The sequence below is a fragment of the Paenibacillus sp. SZ31 genome (assembly GCF_012912005.1).
Lineage (GTDB): Bacteria > Bacillota > Bacilli > Paenibacillales > Paenibacillaceae > Paenibacillus.
Map to the genome: position 1 here is coordinate 40,484 of NZ_JABBEA010000016.1, position 22,315 is coordinate 62,798.

The following is a 22,315-nucleotide window of genomic DNA, read 5'->3' on the forward strand; positions in this document are numbered from 1 at the left end:
TGAAATGGAAAAAGAGCGCAGGAAGCGAGTGGTTATTGCTGGCGGTGGTATAACGGGATTAAGTGCAGCTTATTATGTGGATCAGTTGTGCACTGCGCATAATGTGGATGTAGAAATCGTACTAGTGGAGAAAAGTGATCGATTCGGCGGACATGTGCATACTGGAAAACGGGACGGATTTGTAATCGAACGGGGACCAGACTCTTTTCTCGCGCGCAAAACATCGATCATTGAACTCATGCAGGAACTCGGCATGGAAAATGAAATCGTCGGCACACGACCGGGGGTGTCGCATAGCTATATTGCATATCGGAATCAGCTGCATCCCATTCCAGATGGCTTTATGCTGGGCGTGCCGACAAAGTGGAAGCCGTTCATTACGACAAAGCTCTTGTCGGTACGAGGGAAAGTACGCGCTGCTGCAGATCTTGTTTTGCCACGGAAGCCTGGCGCAGAAGATGAATCCCTGGGGCAACTGTTACGCAGGCGACTTGGAGATGAAGTGCTGGAACAGATTGCGGAGCCGCTGCTGGCAGGCATCTACGCAGGTAATGCGGATGGGCTAAGTGTGCAAGCGACATTTCCCATGCTGCAAGAAACAGAACAAAAGCATCGAAGCCTCATTGTAGGCATGCTTGGTGTGAGAAAGAGCCGAAGCCCGAAGCAGCAGGCCACACCATCGCCCGGAACTGCGAATACGGCGAAGAAGAGTATGTTCCTAAGTGCACGTGGAGGACTGGAAGAGGTCGTAAACCATCTCGAAAAGGCGTTAATTTCCAGAGCACTCATGATGAAAAATACAGAAATATCAGGTGTTGTACAGGAAGAGAACAGTTACGTTGTTCATTTGGAAAATGAGACGATGCTCCATGCAGATGCGATGGTGATCGCTACACCAGCCCATGTCGCAGCAAGGCTACTACCACATGAAACGATAGCTAATCTGCTGCGTTCCATTCCATATGCGTCTGTGATGAACGTCGTGCTTGGTTATCGCGAGCAGGATGTGGGAATCTCTCTTAATGCGTCTGGCTTCGTTGTTCCCCGTAAGGAGGAGCGTACGGTTACTGCGTGCACTTGGACATCGTCCAAATGGGAACATACGGCTCCAAAGGGGCATATCCTTTTACGCGCCTACGTGGGCAAATACGGTCGCGACCATACGAACCAGCAGCTTTCAGATGACGAATTGATATCCAATGTACGTCGTGAATTGCAAGAGATGATGGGCATATCTGCACAGCCGATCTTTACCGAGGTGAACCGTCTGCCGCTTTCCATGCCACAATATCAAGTAGGTCATCTGGAACGGATAGGGGAGCTTGATGCAATGCTGGAGAATCTCATGCCAGCTGTTTATCTCGGCGGTGGCGGTTACCGGGGTATTGGAGTTCCAGACTGTATATCCCAAGGTAAAGATATGGCGAAGAAAGTGTTAAGCAGGTTAATGGATGCCAGGATGTAGGCTAAACATGTTGAATATGACGAATGTGCTGCACATGCAGTTATATGGTTTATCTGACTTAATCATAATCGTCGCGGCTCCCTGGAGTGGCGGCTATTGTGGTTTTTTTTAACATGTCAGTGTGCAGGAAGTAGGGGGTGTGAGTCGGTTCTAAATGTATGGCTGATGTACAATTGTGATAAAATAAAGAGGCCTATTTAAACAATAAATTATACATATATATTTTATATTGAAAGGGGATATCGTCTGTGAACGTAGAAGAGGTTATGCAGGAGCTTGAGGCGCTCGGTAAAGAACGAACGAAAAAAATCTACATCTCCAACGGTGCGCATGAACCGCTATTTGGTGTGGCAACCGGGGCGATGAAACCAATCGCCAAGAGGATCAAAAAGGATCAACCTTTGGCGGAGCAATTATACGCGACAGGTAATTATGATGCGATGTACTTTGCAGGCGTGATTGCCGATCCCAAAGTGATGACGCCCGCCGATTTTGATCGTTGGATCGATGCCGCTTATTTTTACATGATCTCTGACTTCATCGTTGCTGTGACGTTGGCTGAGACAGACATTGCGCAAGAGGTCGCCGATGCGTGGATTGCTAGTGGTGATGAACTGAGGATGTCAGCGGGATGGAGCTGTTACTGCTGGCTGCTTGGAAGCCGGAAGGATACTGAGTTTTCTGAGAATAAACTGATGGAGATGCTCGAACGCGTGAAAAAGACCATTCACGAATCTCCGGAACGAACGAAATATTCGATGAACAACTTCCTATATACCGTCGCGACATCCTATCAGCCCTTGCACGATCAGGCAGTGGAGACGGCCAAGGTCGTTGGCCCTGTTGAAGTAAATAAGGACAAGCCCAAGAGCAAGTTGTTGAATGCCTCCGAGAATATCCAAAAGGCAGTGGATGCAGGGCGGACTGGGTTCAAGCGCAAATATGTAAGGTGTTAGCCACGAGGAGCTTCGATGTATTGTTGGACTATATAATTCTGTTTGTTCACGATAACACCAGTCTAGACAGGAGTTACTTTTTACGTTTAGGGCTTTTTTAAAAGACAATACAATCAAATAGACCGCTACCTTTTTGGGAGACGGTCTATTTGTGTTTATTAGGCGGTAGAACTACAGATCAATGAACACTCTCTATCTACTATTCTTTAATTCTGATGATAGGGTCTTGGTCGTGAAAAGCAATACATACTGCGAGTGAACTTTCATCGGAGAGCACCTGATATGCTTTTGCATATGAAATTACTGTTCTTGCTATTAAGTAAATGGTTGAACCGACTGCGGTCTCATTAATGTCAAATCCATTTATCTCATAAATATCAGCAAATTCTTTTAAGCGTGGACCTTGCAAATCCTCATTCCAATTGCTCGCCCAATCATCATCGTTATCTTCTAATACACTGTATTCCTCACAAATGAAAAATGTACTATCCCAGTTATTATCCAAATCGTATTCAAAGTAGATTGCACGAGCTGTTTGTTTTTGAGCCAGTTTTATTGATTGTTTAAGGCATAATTTTAAATCATTTACATATTCATTTAAGCCTAATTGCTTAATCGAATTAGCTCGGTCAGGTCCAGCTAACGTAGAACAAATATTGAAATACTTCTCTTCAATTTCTTCAAGGTTTTTACTTTTAAGATCTACTTGTAATTCATTCAAATGATCGAAAATGTCCATAGTCGTACCTCCTATACGGAAAATTATGTTCCATGGTTGAGGGCTTTATATAATTGTTCTTCGTAAGCTTTCACACTATCGCTATCCATCTCTTCTACACCTGTAAATACATTTTTTGTGTTGTGATAAAAAGCAAGAGCGAAATCCCTGACGACTGGAACTTCGTGATGTTCTAACACAATCGATTGAAACAGATTGCTTAACATATATTCAGCATTCGAGCCGTCTTTTAGATAATTGAAACTCATAAATTCTTGAAGGACATGATACTTAAATACTTCGAGTTCTTCAGTAGTAGGATTGTATTCCCGAGCAAGCTTTTCTGTTGCTTCGACTTTTTCTGTAGATGATCGATCGCTTATAGCTAGTTCGTTAACGGCTGTCTGCCAATCTATTGCTGCTTGCTCCGTTTGTTCGACGGCACCAGATATATATGGTTCATCTGTTACTACATCTGCATTCTCAATCTGTGATACTGCTGTACTGACTTGTTTAGTTTCCTCTGTTTTGGTCACAGTGCATGCACTTAATAGAGAGGACAAAACAAGAACGGATAAAACTAGTAATGATTTCTTCACAATATTTCCTCCATTGGTATGTAATCTTAGTTAGTCTACCAGACTGAAGGTTATGTTACTATGCTCAGTTAAAATCGTATTCAAAAAATGGATCGCGATCGTAAGGGGGAAATACCATAGATTGATTCTCATTAATCGTCATCATTATATGATATAATTTCTCACTGAGAGTACAGAAATGGAGAGCAAGAATGGCTTGATCCAGCTACTCCATAGCTGCGCTCATTTGTGACCTACTGCTCAGATGAAAACTTCCAAGGGAGCACTGGCTTTTAGGATATAGAGCTGCACGCAGATAAAATTATTTATTATGGGAGTTGTCTAACGAATTATGAATAAAAAAGAAGTCGCGCATATACGCAAGCAATTTAAACTCGATCACGATCTACTGAATATTTACGATATTCTCAACGTGTATATTACGAAGGAAACGAATGAGGTCTATCACTGGGAGCGTCACCCGTTCGAACTGGTGGACAGAGAGAAGCAGGAGCTGTACATGGGCAATTTCAAAAAGCTGCTGACAGGCGATCTGGATCAGAAGTTATTTGAACTGAAGTTCCAGGAAGCGGCGGAGGACCCGGCACAGGTACTGCTTCACCAGGCGCTGGTAACAGGTGATCCGGATGAATGGCAGGACCTGATGTTGCTGCTCGTGGATCGAATGTTGGTGGATACGAAGTTTGAGCGGGATATGGTAGCTACGTTCGTGCGTGGACAGTATTATCTGCCGACCAAGGCTAGAAACGAAGCTACAGAAGAGAGCGAGAAGAATGAGGTATTCGCCCATCCGTTCATTCTGTGCAGCGTAAATTCCACGGAGAAGCAGCGGAAAACGCTCTTGTTTGATTACGTGGAGAGAGAATTCAAATACAACATTATCGTCGATCCGATTATCAAATTAAGCACGCCAGAGCAAGGGTTCCTGTACCCTAGCGTGACGGACAACTACTCTGATGTGAATCGTGTACTGTATTGTACAGGGAAATCCAATTTCCCGGATCCGCATTTTGTTGAAAATGTATTGAACGGAGAAAGATCCGTAACCGCACTGGAAGAACGAGCGATCTTCGAAGATATCGTCAAGGAAGTGGCCGGTGAACAGCTCGACTCAGCCACGATCGCACATGTGTATGAGGAGATCAACCGAGTCATTGAAATTAACGAAGAGTCCCATGAGGAAGAACCTCCGAAGCTGGATTATAAAGATCTGGAACGTGTGCTGACCGCAAGCGGTATAGAGGATCTGACGACGGAGAAAGTGGAACGCGCCTTCGAGACGATCGTGGACAACAAGAATTATGAAATGAAGGCGACAAGTGTTATGCCGAAGTTCACGTCCAAGTCTATCAAGATCGAAACCAAGGTTGCTACGATTTCGGTTAGCCCGCAAGACCTGAGATATGTGAAGCAGGTGAACTATCAAGGCAGACGTTGCATCATGATTGAAGTGGACGAAGATGTCGTGATTGAAGGATTTACCCTTAATACAGAGACGCTTTAGTTTCGTATAACAGTTGGATCTTTATTAAATTAGATACTGAATTCTAATGAAAAAGAACATTTACTATCTGGACATTCTCTTTTCCTGAATTATCTCAATACTTCACTTTGGTAAAGTCGAGTACACTCGGAGGGATTTTTCAATTTGTTAGGTCTTTTGAGTTAGTGATATTTTTGATTATATTCTTTTTTATTTTTAAATGCAGTGGCTGTCATGCTCTCATCTTGCTCCAACAAGAGTATATACCTAGCGAACTACGTTGAAGCTTGACAGCAGCATTACCATTCCAAGCGCTGCTCATAGAAATGAAGATAAGAACGTAAGTGGACTTTCTAACTGATCTTTGTGCTTTTCAAAAAGCAATTCTAAACAAGATAGAGCACACGGTTATGTGCTCTCAGGGGAAAAAAGCATGTACTGACTCTGAATTACTTTCAAATCCTCTTGAACACTTTTGATGACAAAATCGTGAATGTGGGACCGATCTATAATACTACAAGTGAGATATGGATTATTGGCTGTAAACCCAAAAAAATGGTTAATTTACATTTTTGATTGAGAAATCCTTCCAAATGCCAATCAGACTAAGGATTTGGTATCATTGTCAAGTAGATTTTACTTCCGTTTTATTGTCATTTGCTTTTGTTTGTTGAATAGTATGGCATTAGAGGCTTTATAGTTGTTTTCTCTCTCATGATTTCTGCCCTATTAAAATAATGATTTATAGCTGACTTTAATTGATTTATGATAAGATAAATTTAGCTCATGGTGGATTCTCCTTGTGAATGTAGTGTGGAAATTTTGTTTCTACATGAATCCGGCCATGGGCATTTAGTATCTCAGTCACAGTGTACTTGAGTTATAATAAAAAAAGTTGAATGAGATAGATTCCTCTAGGTGATGCTTAAATATAATGAGCTACTAAATCCTAGTTTAAGGATGGGATTGTAATGAAGGCAATTGATTTAATAAAAAAAGGTTACTTTCCTGCTGAACTACCGCCTGTTTTCACAACGGAAGAGTTAGCAAGGAGTCTTGCCGATATTTCCACAAAAATAAAACAAGTAAAAGAGAAAAAAAGTGCCCCAGCTGTTCATTCTATCCGCAAAAATATGTCCAGTCGGCGATTACTTTCAGTGCCAAATCCGCTTCATCAAATACAACTCAGTGAGTGGATTGAAAACAACTGGTCTTTGATTAAGAATGAAATAAGGCAATCGGATATTTCACTCAGTAAACCAGCCTATGATGATTTTCGTGCTAGCGTTCCCTATAACGATGGTTCATCAACTGCATATACAGCTTTAACAGAAATAACTGACGTACGACACGTTGTTTATTTTGATATTCTTGATTACTATCCCTCAATCTCTTATGAAGTACTATCAAGGATTTTTGCTGACTCGGAAAAAGAACTTGAGTTTTTGTTAAGAAGTATGTCAGGAGAAAAAGAAAGAGGTCTCCCTATTGGTCCGGACACTTCATATATTCTTGCCGAGTTTTTAGGTTCTCAGATAGATAAAAAAATGGTGGAGCGATTTAAAGTAAGAACTAAAGCTATATATAGGTATATGGATGACATCTATATATATTTAAGTTCATCTAATAAAAGTTTGCTTTTAGGTGAGAAATTAAGCGAATTACTTAGAGAGTATGATCTAACATTAAATGAAGAAAAGAGTAATTTCTATGCTATAGAAGCAGAACAGTTTGAGCCTATATGGAAACTACAATTGCTGGAGTATATGAAGGAAAAAGATGTTAACAAACAGCGGTTGGCCATCGCATGTTTTTTCCAACTTGCATTTCAAACTTATCATGTTAGTAAGGATAATCTAGTTCTGAAATATGCAGTAGGTCTGGCGCAAAGGTGGGCAGTTTCGCCATTTAATCGCAAATTGCTTCAATCATTCATGTTTCGAATTGCAGCAGTGGCCCCCAGTGTTTTGCCTGAAATGAGCCCTTTTTTTCGATCAGAAAGACTAGAACGGAAGGCAGCAGGTCAATGTCTGAATAGTATTATTAAATATGAAAGCTCTCATCAACATGGGAATGAGGTTTGCTGGGCTCTCTGGTATTGTATAAAGCAAAATTTAAAAGTGACTAGAAGCTCGGCAAAAGTTCTTTCCAAGCTTGATGATCCTTTCGTCGCCTTGTTAGCATTGGATATGTATGATTCAGGTTTGATAACTGAAGGTTTAGATTTTGAACTGTGGAAAACAAGGATGAATCAGGATGCATTGTTTGGTCCTTATTGGATACTTGCTTATGAAACTGCGATTAAAGGTTGGCTTGAATATGACCTCAGCGATTTAAAAAAGGACCCATTTTTTAATCTATTAGCTGATGCTAACGTTAGTTTCTATAGAATGCCGGAAGAGCATGAAGATGAAGATGAAGATGAAGATGAAGATGATGATGAGCAAGAAGATAATGATGAGGGATTGTGGTTCACCGATCTTTTAGACACAATATCAGTATATAAAAAGAAGAAACGATAGGAGATCTCTGTCATGTACCTGGAAGAAGTAACGATTAGAAATTTTCGTGGTATTCAGGAGCTAACGATTCCTTTCAGTAAAGATACAACCGTGATCATTGGTGAGAATAATGTGGGTAAAACCTCAATTCTTGAGGCGATCAGATTAGGAATGAAACTGCCAGGCTCGGGAATGTCGTTCGATCCTTATGACTATCGTGTAGAACCAGGCCGTGTTCATGAGCACCAGGCTGTTGAGATTTGCATTGAATTTACTTATGCTCTCCCTGAGGAATCACCCGTCTATAATACAAAGTTCGAAGGGATTATACAATTTACTCCTGAACAAAAGATTTTTTTACGTGTGAAATCTCTCTATAATCATCACAAGAGAGAATATGCTCTGACAGTGAAGTTCCTTAATCACGATCGTCAGGAACTTAATGATGAAGAGTTTCAAAAAGATAATAAATTACATGAGTTGTATACAACAATCCCCTCTTTTTTCCTATCTGCATTAAGGGATATCAGGGAGCAACTTCACATTAATTCTCCCATTTGGGGAGGAGTACTTCGCGGAATTATTCCGAATGCTGAAAGTATGTTGGAGATACACAAAGATATAAAGAATATGAATGAGAGCATTGTGAGGCTTGATCCCGGGCTTGAGAAAATAAAAGCTAAGTTAGAAACATTAAAAAAGATATTAAACCTGGGAAAAGAACACGATGTTGTATTTCGGGCGATTCCTTTACATCCATGGGAGTTAATTAGTAATTTAAAGCTAGTATTGACTGATTCAAATGAAGATGTCGAAATGCCGTTACAACGTCATGGTCAGGGAACACAGAGTATGGCCGTTTTGTTACTTCTTCAAGCTTATATGCAATTGATTGCACCAGATAATAAAGAAAATCTAGCCTTGCTTGCTTTAGAGGAACCAGAAGCCAATCTCTACCCGCACGCGATCCGATCTCTTAAACATCAGATTAAGCAAATGAAGTGCCAAAAGATTATCACAACACACTCACCGTATTTTGTTCAAATTGCAGATCCTAGTGAACTCCGCTTACTGCGTCGAGTGAATAATCAAACTGTAGTGAAATTTATAAGGGATGAAGTTGTAAGTGAACTTAATGGAGATGTTCTTCATGAGAAAATTAAAAGTCATGCAGATGGAATGCCGCAGATGATGTCTGTAGATAGGTATTTGTGGAATACGCGTATCACCTATAAAGCTCCTATGAGTGTTTCTGAAAAGAGAGATCTGATGGTACTTTGTGGTCAGGAGAACACAGGGGCTATCGAAAAATTATTTTGGGATTCTCAGTTGTTGTTTACAAAGAAAGAGCGCCAAGATATAAGCAGTTATGTCCAAAGATTCCGTGGAGAGATTCTATTCGCTCGTGCTTGGCTACTTGCCGAGGGTCAATCAGAATCTATCGTACTACCAACATTTGCTGAGATTATGGGCAAAAATTTAGACGAGCATGGTATAAGTTTAATAGATTTTCGTAATAATGGGAAGGCTGGATTATTTGTCAAACTCGCAAAGGTACTAGGTTTCCCATGGATACTTCTAAATGATAAAGATGAACAGGGAAGGAATACAGAGGAAGAGATACTTAAAGTATATAAAAAAGATGAAGTGGTTGATTTAATCATCGAATACCCCGGAGTATGTAAAGATTTTGAAGAGTATTTAGGGAATAATGGGTTTATTGATTATATGGAAGAGATCATTAGGGAAAAAGGAATTTATTGTATTCAGAGTGATCATGAAAGTGATGATGAGTACGGCAAGAGAGTTATAACTTTATATCAAAAGCATAAAGTTGAATATGCTTACAGGTTTAAAGAATTACTGATCGAGAAACAGTGCGATGTTTCTAGAATACCCGATAAAATTAAATTCATTATAGAGAGGAGTGTGGAATTGGCTAATGGAAAATGACAAGCTTAAGTATACCAAAGTACAGGAGCAAGTAATTTCTTGGGAAAATGGCCCGCTAATACTTATTGGAGCAGCAGGCTCTGGAAAAACGACCGCATTAGCAGCAAGAGTCGTAGAAAAAATAAAACTCAATGCTGGAACTCATAAAAAAATACTCGTTCTTACTTATACACAAGTGGCATCTAACCATATTAGAAAAATTGTGGCGGAACATGTTGAGAGACTGGAGGAGTACGCATTAATTGGAACATTTCATTCCTTTTGTCGCTCTGTTCTTCGGAGTCATGGAGCACATGTTGGCATCAGTCCAAATTATGTGGAGTATACAGATGACAGTGATATGTTAGCAACTTTAGCAGCACTGCTGGAAGATTCTACGAGAGGCTGGTCTGATGAAATTCGCAACAAGGATCATCAGGACATATTGGATTTTATTAAACTTTCGAAGAGGAAAATGTTGAGTCCCAGCCAATTGAAAATAGGCTATCCATCAGAAAGCTCTGTACAAGAAATGGCCAACGTCTATCTTGCGTATGACGAGGCGCTTTCTATCGATAATGCGATTGATTCCGATACGGTTATCTTTAAAACGTTTGAACTTTTTCGCAACAATCCATTTATTTCTAAATACTACCAAAGCATATATAACACTTTTATTGTTGATGAGTTCCAAAATATAACTGACACCTTCTATACAGTTTTACGAAGGTTAACTAATGATTCTGATACTGATATCGTGGTAGCAATGGATGAAGCCCAGCAAATATATAGATGGGCTATGTCAATGATCAAGCCTAGAATGCGCTTTGAGGAAAACTATAGCGCTAGTCTGCTCATGTTTAATGATAATTTCAGAGTTCCTGCTAATATATTGGAAATCGCAGAGCAGTTAGTCCGAGCTGACCTCAATAGAAGCAATATTACTTCATCAAGCAAACAGAAAGGCAATATAAGAGTACGGAGGTACAGTTCTGTCGAAGATGAGTACAATTGGATTGTAAAAGATATTCAGGAGGTTGTTGAAAAAAAGCCTTCATCATCCATAGCGGTATTAACTCGCTACCGAGATCAGATGGATCCTATTATTCTACACTTAAGAAAAGCAGGAGTACCAGTAAAGGTATATAACAGCGAACTGTTGTTCCAAAGTGAGGTCATGCGCTGGATATATAGCTTTTTGAATTTTACAATAAGAAATGATGATAAGTGGTTTGGAAAGCTGGTTGAATTTACACAGATTTTATTTAATTCAGATATTTCTGAAAAACTAACTACAGATTTAACTATATTGTATTCATCAGTGACTGAAAAGCGATGGAAACCATACGTTCAAACGATTAATAAGTATCTTCCTTCAAATTTACACATTGATTTCGAAATTCAAGAGATCATAAATAATGTGGAAAAGCTCAGTTCATGGTGTGCTAATTTCCTTGAATGGAAAAATGATGGATATAATTCTGATTTTATACACGAGTCGCAATATTTCACTCAAAAACTTTTACAGAATATTGCCTCAAGTCTGTCGGATTTTCTGAGCATTCTTAAAGATGATTATACCGATCCTGGAAAAGAAGAGGGAGTTGTGTGTCAGACTGTTCATAGTGCGTTAGGAAAAGAGTATGATCACGTATATATCCCTCATTTTCGAGAGGGAGTATACCCTGCTTTACTGGAGGATTCAAGCGATTCGTCAAATGTTATGAATGATGAGAGAAAGCACTGTTATGTTGCATTTACGAGGACAAGGAGAGAATTGACCATAACTTATTCAGAGAAAAGTGAAGAAGGTTTTAATTTTAGACCTTCTCGTTTCTTGAAAGAATTGAGTTTGAAGTCAGCTCCTCAATAATAGTCGCAATATATGATTAGTGTTTTTCTATGCAACCAGTGTTATGCCGAAGTTCACGTCCAAGTCCATTAAGATTGAGACCAAGGTTGCTACGATTTCGGTTAGCCCGCAAGACCTGAGATATGTGAAGCAGGTGAATTATCAAGGCAGACGTTGCATCATGATTGAAGTGGACGAGGATGTCGTGATTGAAGGGTTTACCCTTAATACAGAAAAACTTATAAATGAATGATTGATTCTAGACCATGATGATGTAAAATCATCGGACAAGGACGGATGAACGTCCATCTATTGCAAAAAGCCCAAGCCTAAAGCAAGACTGAACTGCTCCCTGTCATAGTAGACCGTAAAAGACTATGATGGGAGCAGTTCAGTATGCCAGGGCATGGGCTTTTTTGCTGTTTCATGATTGACGAAGTAGTTGTTTGATATCCGCTGCCGGACTGGAGCCGAGCTCCTCTTTAAGCAATTCCTCCAGAACCAGATACTGTCGCTGCGCTTCGGTTCTTCGTCCAAGCGACAGATACAACAGGATGATCTCACGATGAATATCTTCCCGAATCGAATCAATCTGGAGGATACGTTCAAAATAATACAGTGCCCGTAACGGCTCGCCTGCCTTCGCGTGATAGTGGGCCGCAGTTTCCATCGTCATGATGAAATCCAGTTCCAGCTGTCTGGACCACGCAAAAGCCCACTCATAATGCCTTCCCTTCAGAAGTTCACCCGTATACAACGTATCCATCCGCTCAAAGAGATCGGTGCGATGTGCCGAGGCCTGACGCATCTGCCGGAACAAAGCCTCAAACTCATACAGATCGCAGTCGATCGATTCGCGGTCGATTCGGATACCGTTCCGGTCCTTGAGAATGATCGGCACGTCACTGTTATCGCCGATGGCACGTCGTACGTAGTACAGTGTGGAATTGATGTTCGTCCAGGCCTTCTGCGGACTGAGGTCCTTCCACAACGTATCGGCTAAGGCGTCGCGGGTAGTTGATTTGGTATAGAGCAAGAATGCCAGCAATTCTTCCGTCTTGGGTGTTCTAAGCTTGATGGGACTGTCTGCTCCGGCTCCGCCGAACACGGTGAATTCACCGAACAGACGAACATTCAGCTTGGGTGCAGGAACAGTCGGTTCGGATGGGGCAACGGACTTGTGAAGCTTTTCCTGCAACCGTTTGATGCTGCGGTTCAGTCGCTCAGCCGTGACCGGCTTGATGACGTAATCGATCACCTCTTTGTCGAAGGCCTGCACTGCATATTCCTCATATCCGGTCACCAGCACAATGGGGAGCGAAGGGTGATACTTACGCAATTCACCAATGAGGTGCATTCCCGAGATGCGGGGCATCGTAATGTCCAGAAATGCCGCATCGAAGCTATTTTCCGCCGCATATTCGCAGGCTTCCTCTGGATCGTGAAATGCGCGAGACACCTCAACTTCTCCACTTTCTGTCAAAATGCGATTCAATCGCTTCAGCGACAAATCTTCATCATCCACGATGATGACTTTTATCATGTTTCATAACCCCCGTTCCCATCTGTGCTTAGACGTTGATTTGGAAGATCAAATGTAATCCGCGTTCCCTCGCCGTCCAAACTTTCCATCTGAAGGTGTCTGCCATACAGCAGGTTCAACCGGCTGGAGATATTCCATAGTCCCACGCCGTTACTGCCATCTGTGGATTGCCGAATTTCATCCATCCGTTCCCTGGTTATGCCAATTCCGTTGTCCTCGATGGAGAAGCGTGTTTCCGTATCATTCAGATTACGAATAGACAACATGACGCGACCACCGTGAATGCTGGACATCAGGCCGTGCCGAATCGCGTTTTCGATCAGGGGTTGTAACGTGAGGGGCGGAATGTCCATGTTCCGGTTCACGTCCGCATCCACGTCGATGATGACCTCCAACCTTGAGCCAAAGCGAGCTTGCTCAATCGCTACATAGGCCTCGATCATCTCCAGTTCGTTCATTAGGCTAGTTTTTGAGTCCAGATGTTTGAAGTGCACACTGCGTCTTAAGTAACTCGATAATTGCAAAATCAATTGTTCTGCCTGATTCGGCGCATCCACGCACAATTCGGCAATGGCGTTCAGGGCGTTATATAGAAAGTGCGGGTTCATCTGTGACCGTAAAAAGGATATCTCGGCATCTCGCGCAGCTTGCACGGATGTTTTCATCCGAGTCAAACCGCCGATCCGTGCCAGCAGTTCCTCCGATTCGAACGGCTTTGATACGAAATCATTGGCGCCTTTCTCCAAGGCCAGCTTCAATTGATTGGCTTTATTACTCGCCGTTAGCATGAGTACAGGCAACTCGGAAGGAGAAAAACGCTCCCTGATTCGTTCCAGCAATTCGTAACCCGACATGTCAGGCATCATGATGTCAGCAATGACAAGATGCACAGTAGGTAGCTTGTCCAGCAGCTCCAGTACGGAAGGGGAGCGTGAAGTGACCGCATAACTGTAACCCTCCAGCTTCAAGAGATTCACAATGGTCTGCAAATTAGCCGAGTCGTCGTCCACAACGATGATCCATTCGTCTTTATTTCCTTTTACAATCGTTGGTTCTTCGAACCGGAACAGCCGTTTACCAGGACTTGTAGGAGCTATGGCGAGTGGCATGACGTTGGATCGCTTCTCTCCTTTGCCATCCGCCAGCGGGAAGGTCAGGATGAACGTGGCACCCATGCCGGGCACCGATTTCGCATGAATAGTTCCGCCATGCAGCTCGACCAACTTACGCGTAATGCTCAGACCAAGACCAGTTCCTCCAGCAACGACTGGCCCGGTATCTGCTTCCTGCTCGAATGGCAGAAAGATATGTTCCAGTTTATCTGTGCCAATGCCGCGTCCGGTATCGATAATACGTAATTCAGCTTTACCTTGGACAACCGCAGCTTCAATGCTTACGGTGCCACGTTCCGTGAACTTGACGGCATTACCGATCAGATTATGCAAAATCTGAATCAGTCGATTGCCGTCTGCATAGATCGGCGGGAAATGGGCCGGGATGCGGTTGATGAGCTCCACCTTTTTCGCGCCAAGCAGGAAGGAGTGCATACGCATAACTGATTCGACAAACGAGTACAGATCGGTCGAAGAGCGGTGGAGCGGGATGTCGCCATGTTTCATTTTCGAATAATCCAGCAATTCATCCACCAGATAGGTTAACCGTCGGCCGCTTCCCGTCACGATCGCTAGATTGTGCGCCTGTTCGTCGGTAAGTGGGCCTTCGGCGCCTTTGAGCAGGCTCTCACTGATATTTACAATCGCGTTCAGCGGTGTTTTAAGCTCATGCGAGGTATTGGACAGGAAGTCGTCCTTCACCTTGTCTAGCAAGAGCAACTGATCTTTGAGGGTACGGACCGTACGATAGGCCTCGAAGAACCGAAGCACCGCCAGAAACAGCATCAGGATGCTGAACAGGACAATGGAAGCCTGTCCAATGTTCATGTTTTCCTTGAGCGAGATTGAGAAGAGATTAATGTCCAGACAGTACAACATGATGCTTAAGAGAGCCGCATACCACAAGAAAGTAGACAGCCGTTCGCCCGTCTCACTGGTTAGGAACTGTGATGCGCATTGATACAGCAACCAGAGCAGCAGCAACGTGTACATAACGACAACATAAGGTGCAGCAATCCCATAGACGGAAATAGGCAGAAGCGCGACCATGCATAAGTAAGCTCCGAAGATGATCAGAATCACTGCCGTGAGCATACCTGACAGGATACCTGTTTTGAATCGATAGAAGTAAAAGGTCAACAGACCCAGACATGCCACGGAGCAGAAATCCTTTAATTTATAGAGTGTGCTAAAGGAGATTTCCGTGCCCACAAGGGACAGCACACGTTCACTGATCATGCCGTTATAGAGGGCATACAGCAGACAGATTAGACCAAGCAGCAGCAGGGAATTATCTCTGTTTCGGTAAAGTGCAGACCCCAGGTAACTGATGAGGAATATGATCGAAATGGTGGCCAGTACAGCCAGTGTGCCGAATTCGATAGCTGTGCTGGTTTGATGTTTTTTCAGCATGGCTGCTTGTTCGCCGAAAAAGAGTGGACCTGGAATGCCAGAGTCCGTGTAATCGTAATTAGCCACCCGAATCAAAATCTCAATGTCACCGCCGTGATAGGGGAAAAAGCCAATCTGGGGGGAGTTGCCTGGGCGGTAACCCGCAGATTTTGCCACGGCATGCCCATCTTCCAGCAGCTTATTGCCATTGATGTAGATTTCGCTGGCAAAACGAATATTCATTTTTTTGATCGCCAGCGTTCCATCAATAGGTGCATTACGCAGCACTAGTCGATACGTGGCGTAGCCATGGGTAGGCAATCGTTCCCCATCCACTTCAAGACGATTCCAGGAGCCGGGAACGGTTGCATAGGTATCGGGTGCTTTCGTTGGACCAGCCTGACTCAGAGGTGTAGATTCGTCAGGAAGCAATCGCTCCCAGTAAAATTCCCACTCCCCGTCCAGCTTGATCCGCTCGTCCTGTTCAGGATTCCAAGCCGAGAGGTCCAGGACACCTTGATGAGCATGAAGCGCCGCAGATTGTGGTTCTCTGATCGTTGACAGGAGCAGTACGGTAATGGCAAGTATAACAGTCAGGACAACGCCTGAAATTTTTAATAACACGAAATGCTGCTCCTTTAGAGTTGGTTCGAAACCTTCGATAGATTCAAACAAAATCTCTTGTATTCTATCGGCATTGTAGCGAATATCTCTGGGGCGCGCAATCATATTTCGACAAATTTCTTCTGTTTATTGCTTGTTTATTGTGATCCATTATAATGCGGAAGCAAGATATGTCGAACGGGCACAGAAAAAGCATCGAAAGACCTATCTTTGCGCGACTATGGGCTGATGGAGTTGAGAAAATGGAGAGAAGCATCACATCTTGGCGTTTACGGCGTCAGATGATTGGCATTTTGGCTGTACTGATTGCTGTGGCGTGTCTGAACGGGTATACGGGGTCATCTGTCGCCAAAGCGGCTGGGACCGGGCAAGTGGCCGTATCGGGAGCTGAAAAAGCGTATCAGTCCGCGGCGCAAGCTGTCTTTTACCTGAAAGCGTATCGCAAGGACGGAACGCTCAAAACGGTAGGTACCGGTTTTCTGATCGGTAATGGTAGAGCACTTACAGCAGCCCATGTTGTGAAGGACGGGGTTTCTTTCGAGGCAGTATTTGAAGATGGTTCCATCCAAAAGATAACAGTTCTGAGCGCTGACACCGAAACCGATGTGGCTATGCTGTCTGTGCAGAATAGTAAAAAACGTCCGGTCCTTACCCTCTTAGGGGACAAGCAGTCTGCAAGATATGGGCAACGATCGTTCGCAATCGGATACCCGCTGAAGGATGGCAAGATCATTACGGAGGGCATCGTGAATGCACCAACCGCTGAGGTGAACGATGTCATTCGCTTGCTGACTTCCGCGCAGGTGTCTGCGGGCATGTCGGGTGGTCCATTGTTAAATGAAGAGGGTCGCGTGATCGGATTAATCTCCGGTTCGTTCCGGACAATGAATGGCATTCATATCTGTGTAACGATCGAAGATATTCGCAAGCTGATGAAGAAGTCGAATACATAACGGGAAAAAAGGGGAATCTCGCATGTTCAAAAAGTTATTACTCTGCCTGCTTGCCGCTTTGCTGACGTTGACGTCTGTGAGCTGGCCACACCTGCCGACCGTTTCCGCAGCTGCGGAATACGCGTATGTTAATATTCCGAACGGCGGTGGTAAGATCATCAATCGGGGAGACATGTCTTCCTGGAACAATAAAATCGACAAGTTTGAGGCGAACAGCTTTGGTATATTTGCTGCCGGTGCGCCGGGTACTTCAATGGAAAAGGAAGATATTGAAACCGTAAGTGCAAGTCATGTTAGAACGAAGGGAGCAGGTTTATTTAAAGCCAAGATTTCGGTAGCGAACAATCCGTCATTAAGACGATTGGCTGAAGGTGGAGACGCCAGAATGCTTCTTAAAATTGGATCGATTGACGTTTTTATCGGTGGTATGAACGTCCGCGTCGATGTTAACGGCAAAGAGAAGTTCAATCAGTTCAATCATGATAAGTCGGCTAATTCGTCATGGATCGCTTTCGGACCCAATGATACGATCGAAATCACATTGTTTGGATTTTTTAAAAGCGCCAGTGACATTGAGCTCTATTTCGCGGATATCACCCCTCCTACATACAACGGCAATACACTGACCCATACCGGGGCAGTTCGATTCAATGCCGATCCGGCAGTACAAAAGAATGAGTTGTTCCTGAAGCAAGGGAGCAACCTCAACCTGGCGCTGAATTTCAGTGAGCCGGTATTTCCGTCGACTGCAGAGGATGCCTCTGACCGGATTGATGGCAAATTCAGCTTCATGCGTACCGAACTGTTCAGTAATCCGGGTGGAGACGGCTTCGATCCGTCCGTTTATTATCTAACGAGCGCAGACAGCGGATACGGTGACTTTGCGCAGGGTGGACTGGATCGGAACAGTCATGCACGCTCCACCTTTAACTTTCGTTATCAGGCTGCGTTAAATGATAGCACAGGCAACATTCCCATTGATCCGAAACGCCTGATCGCGCCCTCCGAGGAGGACCGTCCAACATTACTGGAACGGATGAATGCAGCAGGCTTTAGTGATGGTGCGGGTAATCCCGTTGCCGCTTTTAATGGCATTGGAACAGTTCCTTTTGCCGATAACGCGAACCCGGGCGGTACGTTCCGTACCATTATCGACGCGCGCGTACCACAGTACTCAGCATCTCGCAACGGCGTGCAGCCTGAAGTACTAACGGGACTTGTGCTGAACAAGGGCGACGTTGTTGATTTTACCGTGTACCTTAACGAACAGGTCATCAGCGCGTTTACTCCGACCGAGGATACACGACTCAAGTTTGCCAATGGCTTAACTGCCGCATATGTTGGCGGCCAGAACACGAATACATGGACGTTCCGTATGACGGTACCAGACGGCAAGAGCATCGAAACGTCATTGCTGGAGACAGCTGCTTTGGAGCATGCCAGCAATCCTGGCGACGGGAAGGCTCTGACGGACTACGCGGGTAACGTGCTCACTGAGCCAGTCAAGAAGATTGATTGGGCTGGATTGTCTGTGGACAATACGGCACCTGAAGTGAATTTTGTCTATGAGAATCAGGACGGAGAAATTATTCCCGAAGGACAATACGTGGGAAATGGATCATTCACAATCAATGCGTTCGATCCCGACTTGAACGGCCAGACGAGCAAAGGATTATTCCGGCCAGGCAGTGGTTCAGGGCTCGTGTATTATGTGCTGAACCAGAGTCCGAATGATCCCTTCGCTGGGCAAAACGACAACTTTGCGGCAGTGAAACGGTATTCCCTGACGCAGAAGCAGCCTTCTGATGAACTATATGCATCTGGTTTCCAGGGCGTTGTACTGACTACCGGACAGAATGGCGTGAAAGTAGAACTGCCGGATGACGGCACAGGTTTGAACGGGAACTGGTATTTGCATACATGGACTGCCGATATGAGCTGGGACTCGGCACGTCAGCGGATGCAATACGACAAAGGCAGCAGTGAACGTGCAGCTTTCCTTGCCCAGCACCCGGATGCGACACCTGCTGAGCTGGAGGAGTATTATCGCTCAAGCATTCTGCCGAATCTGTCCGATTACGGCAATACGACGCAGTGGCCTTTGGTCGATTTCAAACAAGATGATTCCAATTGGTCGTACCATGTCGGCCTGTTGAAGATTGACAATGACGATCCAACTGTCGAAGTTGCGAACATCGTGGACAATAACTCCGACAACGTGAAGATTACGGTTAAGGCCGCTGATCCGACTTCTTCTATTAAAAATAACAAGGTGCAATACCAGTTCGTGGCAGCGGGCAAGAGCCCTGTCGCTTCCGGATGGCAGGATGCCGAGCTGAACGCACAAGGTGAAGCTGAGATATCGACATTGAATGATCCGGCGATCTCCAAAGGCGGACAATACGAGCTACATGCCAAAGCCGAGGATGTGGCAGGCCATTCAGCCACCGCCGATCCAAAAGCAGTTGATGTGCTTGTCATCTCAACCAAATTCAAAGCCTATCCGGGGACTTATGCGATCAATGATGGACCCGACTTCACCGTAGCCGGTGTACCGATCGATACGATTGAATATCAATATAGTGAAAGCTCTGAACGTCCTGTGGGCAACAGCAAATGGGTTGCTTTTGAGGATGCACCGAAGGAAACAAAGCTGGGGGATGTACCCGCCGAGCGCTACAGCTTCCCTGCCGACAAAACGTTGAACGGGACCTGGTACGCCCATGTGCGCATCAAGCAGCAGGATACCGGACGTTATTACTACTATTATCAGGAGTACAAATTCGACCATCTGCCACCTGTCACGAAATTCGGTTCGCAGGGTTATCTGTATCCGATGCCAGAGCAGACGGTACAGATTGATGTGTCTGACACATTGGTGGACTTTAGCGGCGTAGCAGCCAAGAACATTCGTTACCAATGGATTAAGGTGGTGGACGGGCAAGACGAGAAGGAACCAGATCCGGAAGGCAAGGGCTGGAGCGTGTCCCCTGCGGATCGTTTGATCACTTTGCAGGTAGACAACAAAAAGGACAACGGTAATTACCGTCTATATGTCCATGCCAGTGATAGCTTGGGTAACAGTAAGCTTTACCACACAAGTGGTCTGTTCTCCGTGTTTTATCTGAGCAGTGAACCACCTGTTGGCAGCGCGCGTTTGATTCGGACGGAAGGTCCAGGAGATGACGGGTATACCGCCATTATGGAACTGACGGTTGATGTGCCGGCACAGGAAGGTTACTTCTATTCCGTTTCCACCAATGGCGGAGACAATTGGAGCACTTGGCTGCCGTACACGAACTATGTCGGCGTTCCTGTTGACACGAATGATTCGGGAGAACTCAAGTCACAGGTTCGGGTCAAATTTAAAGGCTACTACGACAATATCAGCGATATCGTAACACCTGAGATCGACCTTCAGGATGCCCCTGCCTATGGGCTTGCTTCATTGGAGCAGATCATGCCGGTTCGCGGAGGCGAGAAGTTGCAGGATGGTGGGCAGAACGAAGGACAAGAGATCCTGTTCGACCTCGTTGATGGCAAGACCGTGAAGCCAACGAACAGCAACCCGGAAATACCGGAAACGCTGGAGGCGAACAAACGGTTCAACATATACCGCAACGGAAGCTACTCCTTCACCGTGAAGGATGGCAGCAATACAGCAACCGTGTTCATCGTGGTCTCCAACTTCGATGATACGCCGCCAATGGTGAATGTGAAGTATTCCACGATTGCGGCAACGAATGGCACAGTTAAAGTAAGTTTGCAATCGAGTGAACCGATCCGCATCACCAATCTGCCAACGTCGTCCAAAACGTTCCGCGAGAACGGAGAATTCACGTTTGAGTACGAAGATGCGGTTGGCTTTACAGGCAGTGTGACAGCAACGGTGAGCAACATTGATACCACGCCGCCGGAAGCGGATATTGTCATGCACTACAACCATCCCGATCTCAAAGCGTTGATCCGTTACGGTAGTGGTACTGCTGTCGTGGATAGCGCGGGTGATGGGTACAATGCAAACGGAGAATTTACTCATTTCGCAGCACCGACAACAGGTAATGTGATTGCGTCTAATCTGATCGTGGCGCAAGTGCTGCCGAAACAGGGACAAGTTCAGGATTACCAGGTGGTCTCCAATAGCTCAGGGACGAACCAATCCTCATTGGTCATGACTTCAGGCAGTAAAGCACGCTTCTCGCTGGCAGATGCCGCAGGGAATAATGCGAAGCTGGAATCCGAAGCGATTACAACACTCGTTGGATCGATCCCGGCTGTAGAAGAGATCACGATGGTTCGAGTAGACAACGACGGACAGACCATCGATGATAGCAAACTGGTACAGATCGGCGATCAGGCTTACTCCAAAGGCAAAGTGCGTGTAGGTCTTGTGATGCCATCATCTGTAGTAGAAGGCAATACGATCTATGCCGGGGCAACCCCGGTAGCGAGCTTTAGCGCCGACTACGCCAGCAATGGGGAACATTCGATTTTACTTTCAGACGTACTTGGTAACAAGAAACAGGTCAACTTTACGATTGCGGGTCTGGATAACACGGCACCAACGATCCGTCTGAACAAAGCATCCACCACGGTTCTGCAAAACAAACAAGGCTTCGATTTGGTCACGGATCTGGGCGGATACACAGTGAGCGACAATCTCACATCTGCGGAGCAGATTCAGGTGACGGCTGCGGAGTACGTGCTGGAAGGCGGACAATACGTGGAGAAACCGCTGAATCTCACGGTGACGGGTAAACACACGATTCGTTACACGGCGAAGGACCAACTCGGCAATGCAGGCTACGCGCTGCAAACGGTGTTTGTTCGTTCGACAGATGGCATGTTCGTTACAGCCAATGGCATTCCGTTGTCGGATACCGAATCCGAAACAGCAATTGTGAATACAGGTACGGTCACGTTCAATGTGAGCAACTTCCGCACGATCAAGACTACTGGCGGAACCAAGCTGGAGAACGAACTCGGCACGTATGACATTTATTATTTCCCGGGTCTGGTTCGCGAAGGACAGATGAAATATATCGCGACCCGAGTGACTTACAAGGATCTGATCAGCAAAGATTTCAAGGTTACACTGCCCAAAGCAGGATGGTACACCATCATTGTGCAGAATCAGGAGCGCGAACGCGTATACTCCACGCTGCTTGTTAATCGGGCCAATTAG

Annotated in this window: 12 protein-coding genes and 1 pseudogene; 9 read left to right on the forward strand and 4 right to left on the reverse strand. The window is 44.8% G+C overall.

The genetic code is table 11. From position 1 onward, the window contains the following. Nucleotides 1-4: 4 nt before the first annotated feature. The gene (gene hemG, locus HF638_RS23400; protein ID WP_169482332.1) at nt 5-1,465 is read left to right on the forward strand and encodes a protoporphyrinogen oxidase; all 1,461 of its coding nucleotides are present in this window, start codon (nt 5-7) and stop codon (nt 1,463-1,465) included. A gap of 248 nt (nt 1,466-1,713) precedes the next feature. After that, the gene (locus tag HF638_RS23405; protein ID WP_169482334.1) at nt 1,714-2,421 is read left to right on the forward strand and encodes a DNA alkylation repair protein; all 708 of its coding nucleotides are present in this window, start codon (nt 1,714-1,716) and stop codon (nt 2,419-2,421) included. Nucleotides 2,422-2,620: 199 nt separating this feature from the next. On the opposite strand, the gene HF638_RS23410 is transcribed toward HF638_RS23405, so the two are convergent. After that, on the reverse strand, nt 2,621-3,160 hold the full coding sequence (locus tag HF638_RS23410) for a hypothetical protein (protein ID WP_169482336.1): 540 nt from the start codon (nt 3,158-3,160) through the stop codon (nt 2,621-2,623). A gap of 23 nt (nt 3,161-3,183) precedes the next feature. Then, a complete protein-coding gene (locus HF638_RS23415; protein ID WP_169482338.1) occupies nt 3,184-3,738 on the reverse strand; it encodes a hypothetical protein in 555 nt (184 codons plus the stop codon). A gap of 331 nt (nt 3,739-4,069) precedes the next feature. On the opposite strand from HF638_RS23415, the gene HF638_RS23420 reads away from it, so the two are divergent. The 5 genes and pseudogenes from HF638_RS23420 to HF638_RS23440 all read left to right on the forward strand — a co-directional run. Further along, nucleotides 4,070-5,242: a DUF4317 domain-containing protein gene (locus tag HF638_RS23420; RefSeq protein ID WP_169482339.1), complete on the forward strand. Its 1,173-nt coding sequence runs from the start codon at nt 4,070-4,072 to the stop codon at nt 5,240-5,242. A 950-nt stretch (nt 5,243-6,192) separates the two neighbouring features. Continuing rightward, nucleotides 6,193-7,743, forward strand: a complete 1,551-nt coding sequence (locus HF638_RS23425) for an RNA-directed DNA polymerase (protein ID WP_169482341.1) — start codon at nt 6,193-6,195, stop codon at nt 7,741-7,743. A gap of 12 nt (nt 7,744-7,755) precedes the next feature. Beyond that, nucleotides 7,756-9,675 carry an AAA family ATPase gene (locus tag HF638_RS23430; protein WP_169482343.1) on the forward strand — a complete coding sequence of 640 codons (1,920 nt, stop codon included), beginning with the start codon at nt 7,756-7,758 and terminating at the stop codon, nt 9,673-9,675. Beyond that, entirely contained in the window at nt 9,665-11,527 is a 1,863-nt protein-coding gene (locus HF638_RS23435; RefSeq protein WP_169482345.1) for an ATP-dependent helicase, read from the forward strand. Before HF638_RS23430 ends, HF638_RS23435 begins: the two co-directional genes overlap by 11 nt. A 31-nt stretch (nt 11,528-11,558) precedes the next feature. Beyond that, nucleotides 11,559-11,759 (forward strand): annotated as a pseudogene (locus HF638_RS23440) (DUF4317 family protein); the annotation flags it as partial. A 171-nt stretch (nt 11,760-11,930) separates the two neighbouring features. On the opposite strand, the gene HF638_RS23445 reads toward HF638_RS23440, so the two are convergent. After that, nucleotides 11,931-13,049 (reverse strand): response regulator, encoded by a 1,119-nt coding sequence (locus tag HF638_RS23445; RefSeq protein ID WP_169482347.1) that lies wholly within the window; start codon nt 13,047-13,049, stop codon nt 11,931-11,933. After that, nucleotides 13,046-16,177, reverse strand: coding sequence for an ATP-binding protein (locus HF638_RS28930; RefSeq protein ID WP_169482349.1), 3,132 nt, complete (start codon nt 16,175-16,177; stop codon nt 13,046-13,048). Before HF638_RS28930 ends, HF638_RS23445 begins: the two co-directional genes overlap by 4 nt. A 242-nt stretch (nt 16,178-16,419) precedes the next feature. On the opposite strand from HF638_RS28930, the gene HF638_RS23455 reads away from it, so the two are divergent. Both HF638_RS23455 and HF638_RS23460 read left to right on the forward strand, forming a co-directional pair. Then, nucleotides 16,420-17,130 carry a S1 family peptidase gene (locus tag HF638_RS23455; protein ID WP_169482350.1) on the forward strand — a complete coding sequence of 237 codons (711 nt, stop codon included), beginning with the start codon at nt 16,420-16,422 and terminating at the stop codon, nt 17,128-17,130. 22 nt (nt 17,131-17,152) lie between these two features. Further along, the gene (locus tag HF638_RS23460; RefSeq protein ID WP_169482352.1) at nt 17,153-22,315 is read left to right on the forward strand and encodes a hypothetical protein; all 5,163 of its coding nucleotides are present in this window, start codon (nt 17,153-17,155) and stop codon (nt 22,313-22,315) included.

Coding starts and splice junctions, on each gene's coding strand:
- hemG (WP_169482332.1), top strand. CDS start 5: ATGGAAAAAGAGCGCAGGAAGCGAGTGGTTATTGCTGGCGGTGGTATA.
- HF638_RS23410 (WP_169482336.1), bottom strand. CDS start 3,160: ATGGACATTTTCGATCATTTGAATGAATTACAAGTAGATCTTAAAAGT.
- HF638_RS23420 (WP_169482339.1), top strand. CDS start 4,070: ATGAATAAAAAAGAAGTCGCGCATATACGCAAGCAATTTAAACTCGAT.
- HF638_RS23425 (WP_169482341.1), top strand. CDS start 6,193: ATGAAGGCAATTGATTTAATAAAAAAAGGTTACTTTCCTGCTGAACTA.
- HF638_RS23430 (WP_169482343.1), top strand. CDS start 7,756: ATGTACCTGGAAGAAGTAACGATTAGAAATTTTCGTGGTATTCAGGAG.
- HF638_RS23435 (WP_169482345.1), top strand. CDS start 9,665: ATGGAAAATGACAAGCTTAAGTATACCAAAGTACAGGAGCAAGTAATT.
- HF638_RS23445 (WP_169482347.1), bottom strand. CDS start 13,049: ATGATAAAAGTCATCATCGTGGATGATGAAGATTTGTCGCTGAAGCGA.
- HF638_RS23455 (WP_169482350.1), top strand. CDS start 16,420: ATGGAGAGAAGCATCACATCTTGGCGTTTACGGCGTCAGATGATTGGC.
- HF638_RS23460 (WP_169482352.1), top strand. CDS start 17,153: ATGTTCAAAAAGTTATTACTCTGCCTGCTTGCCGCTTTGCTGACGTTG.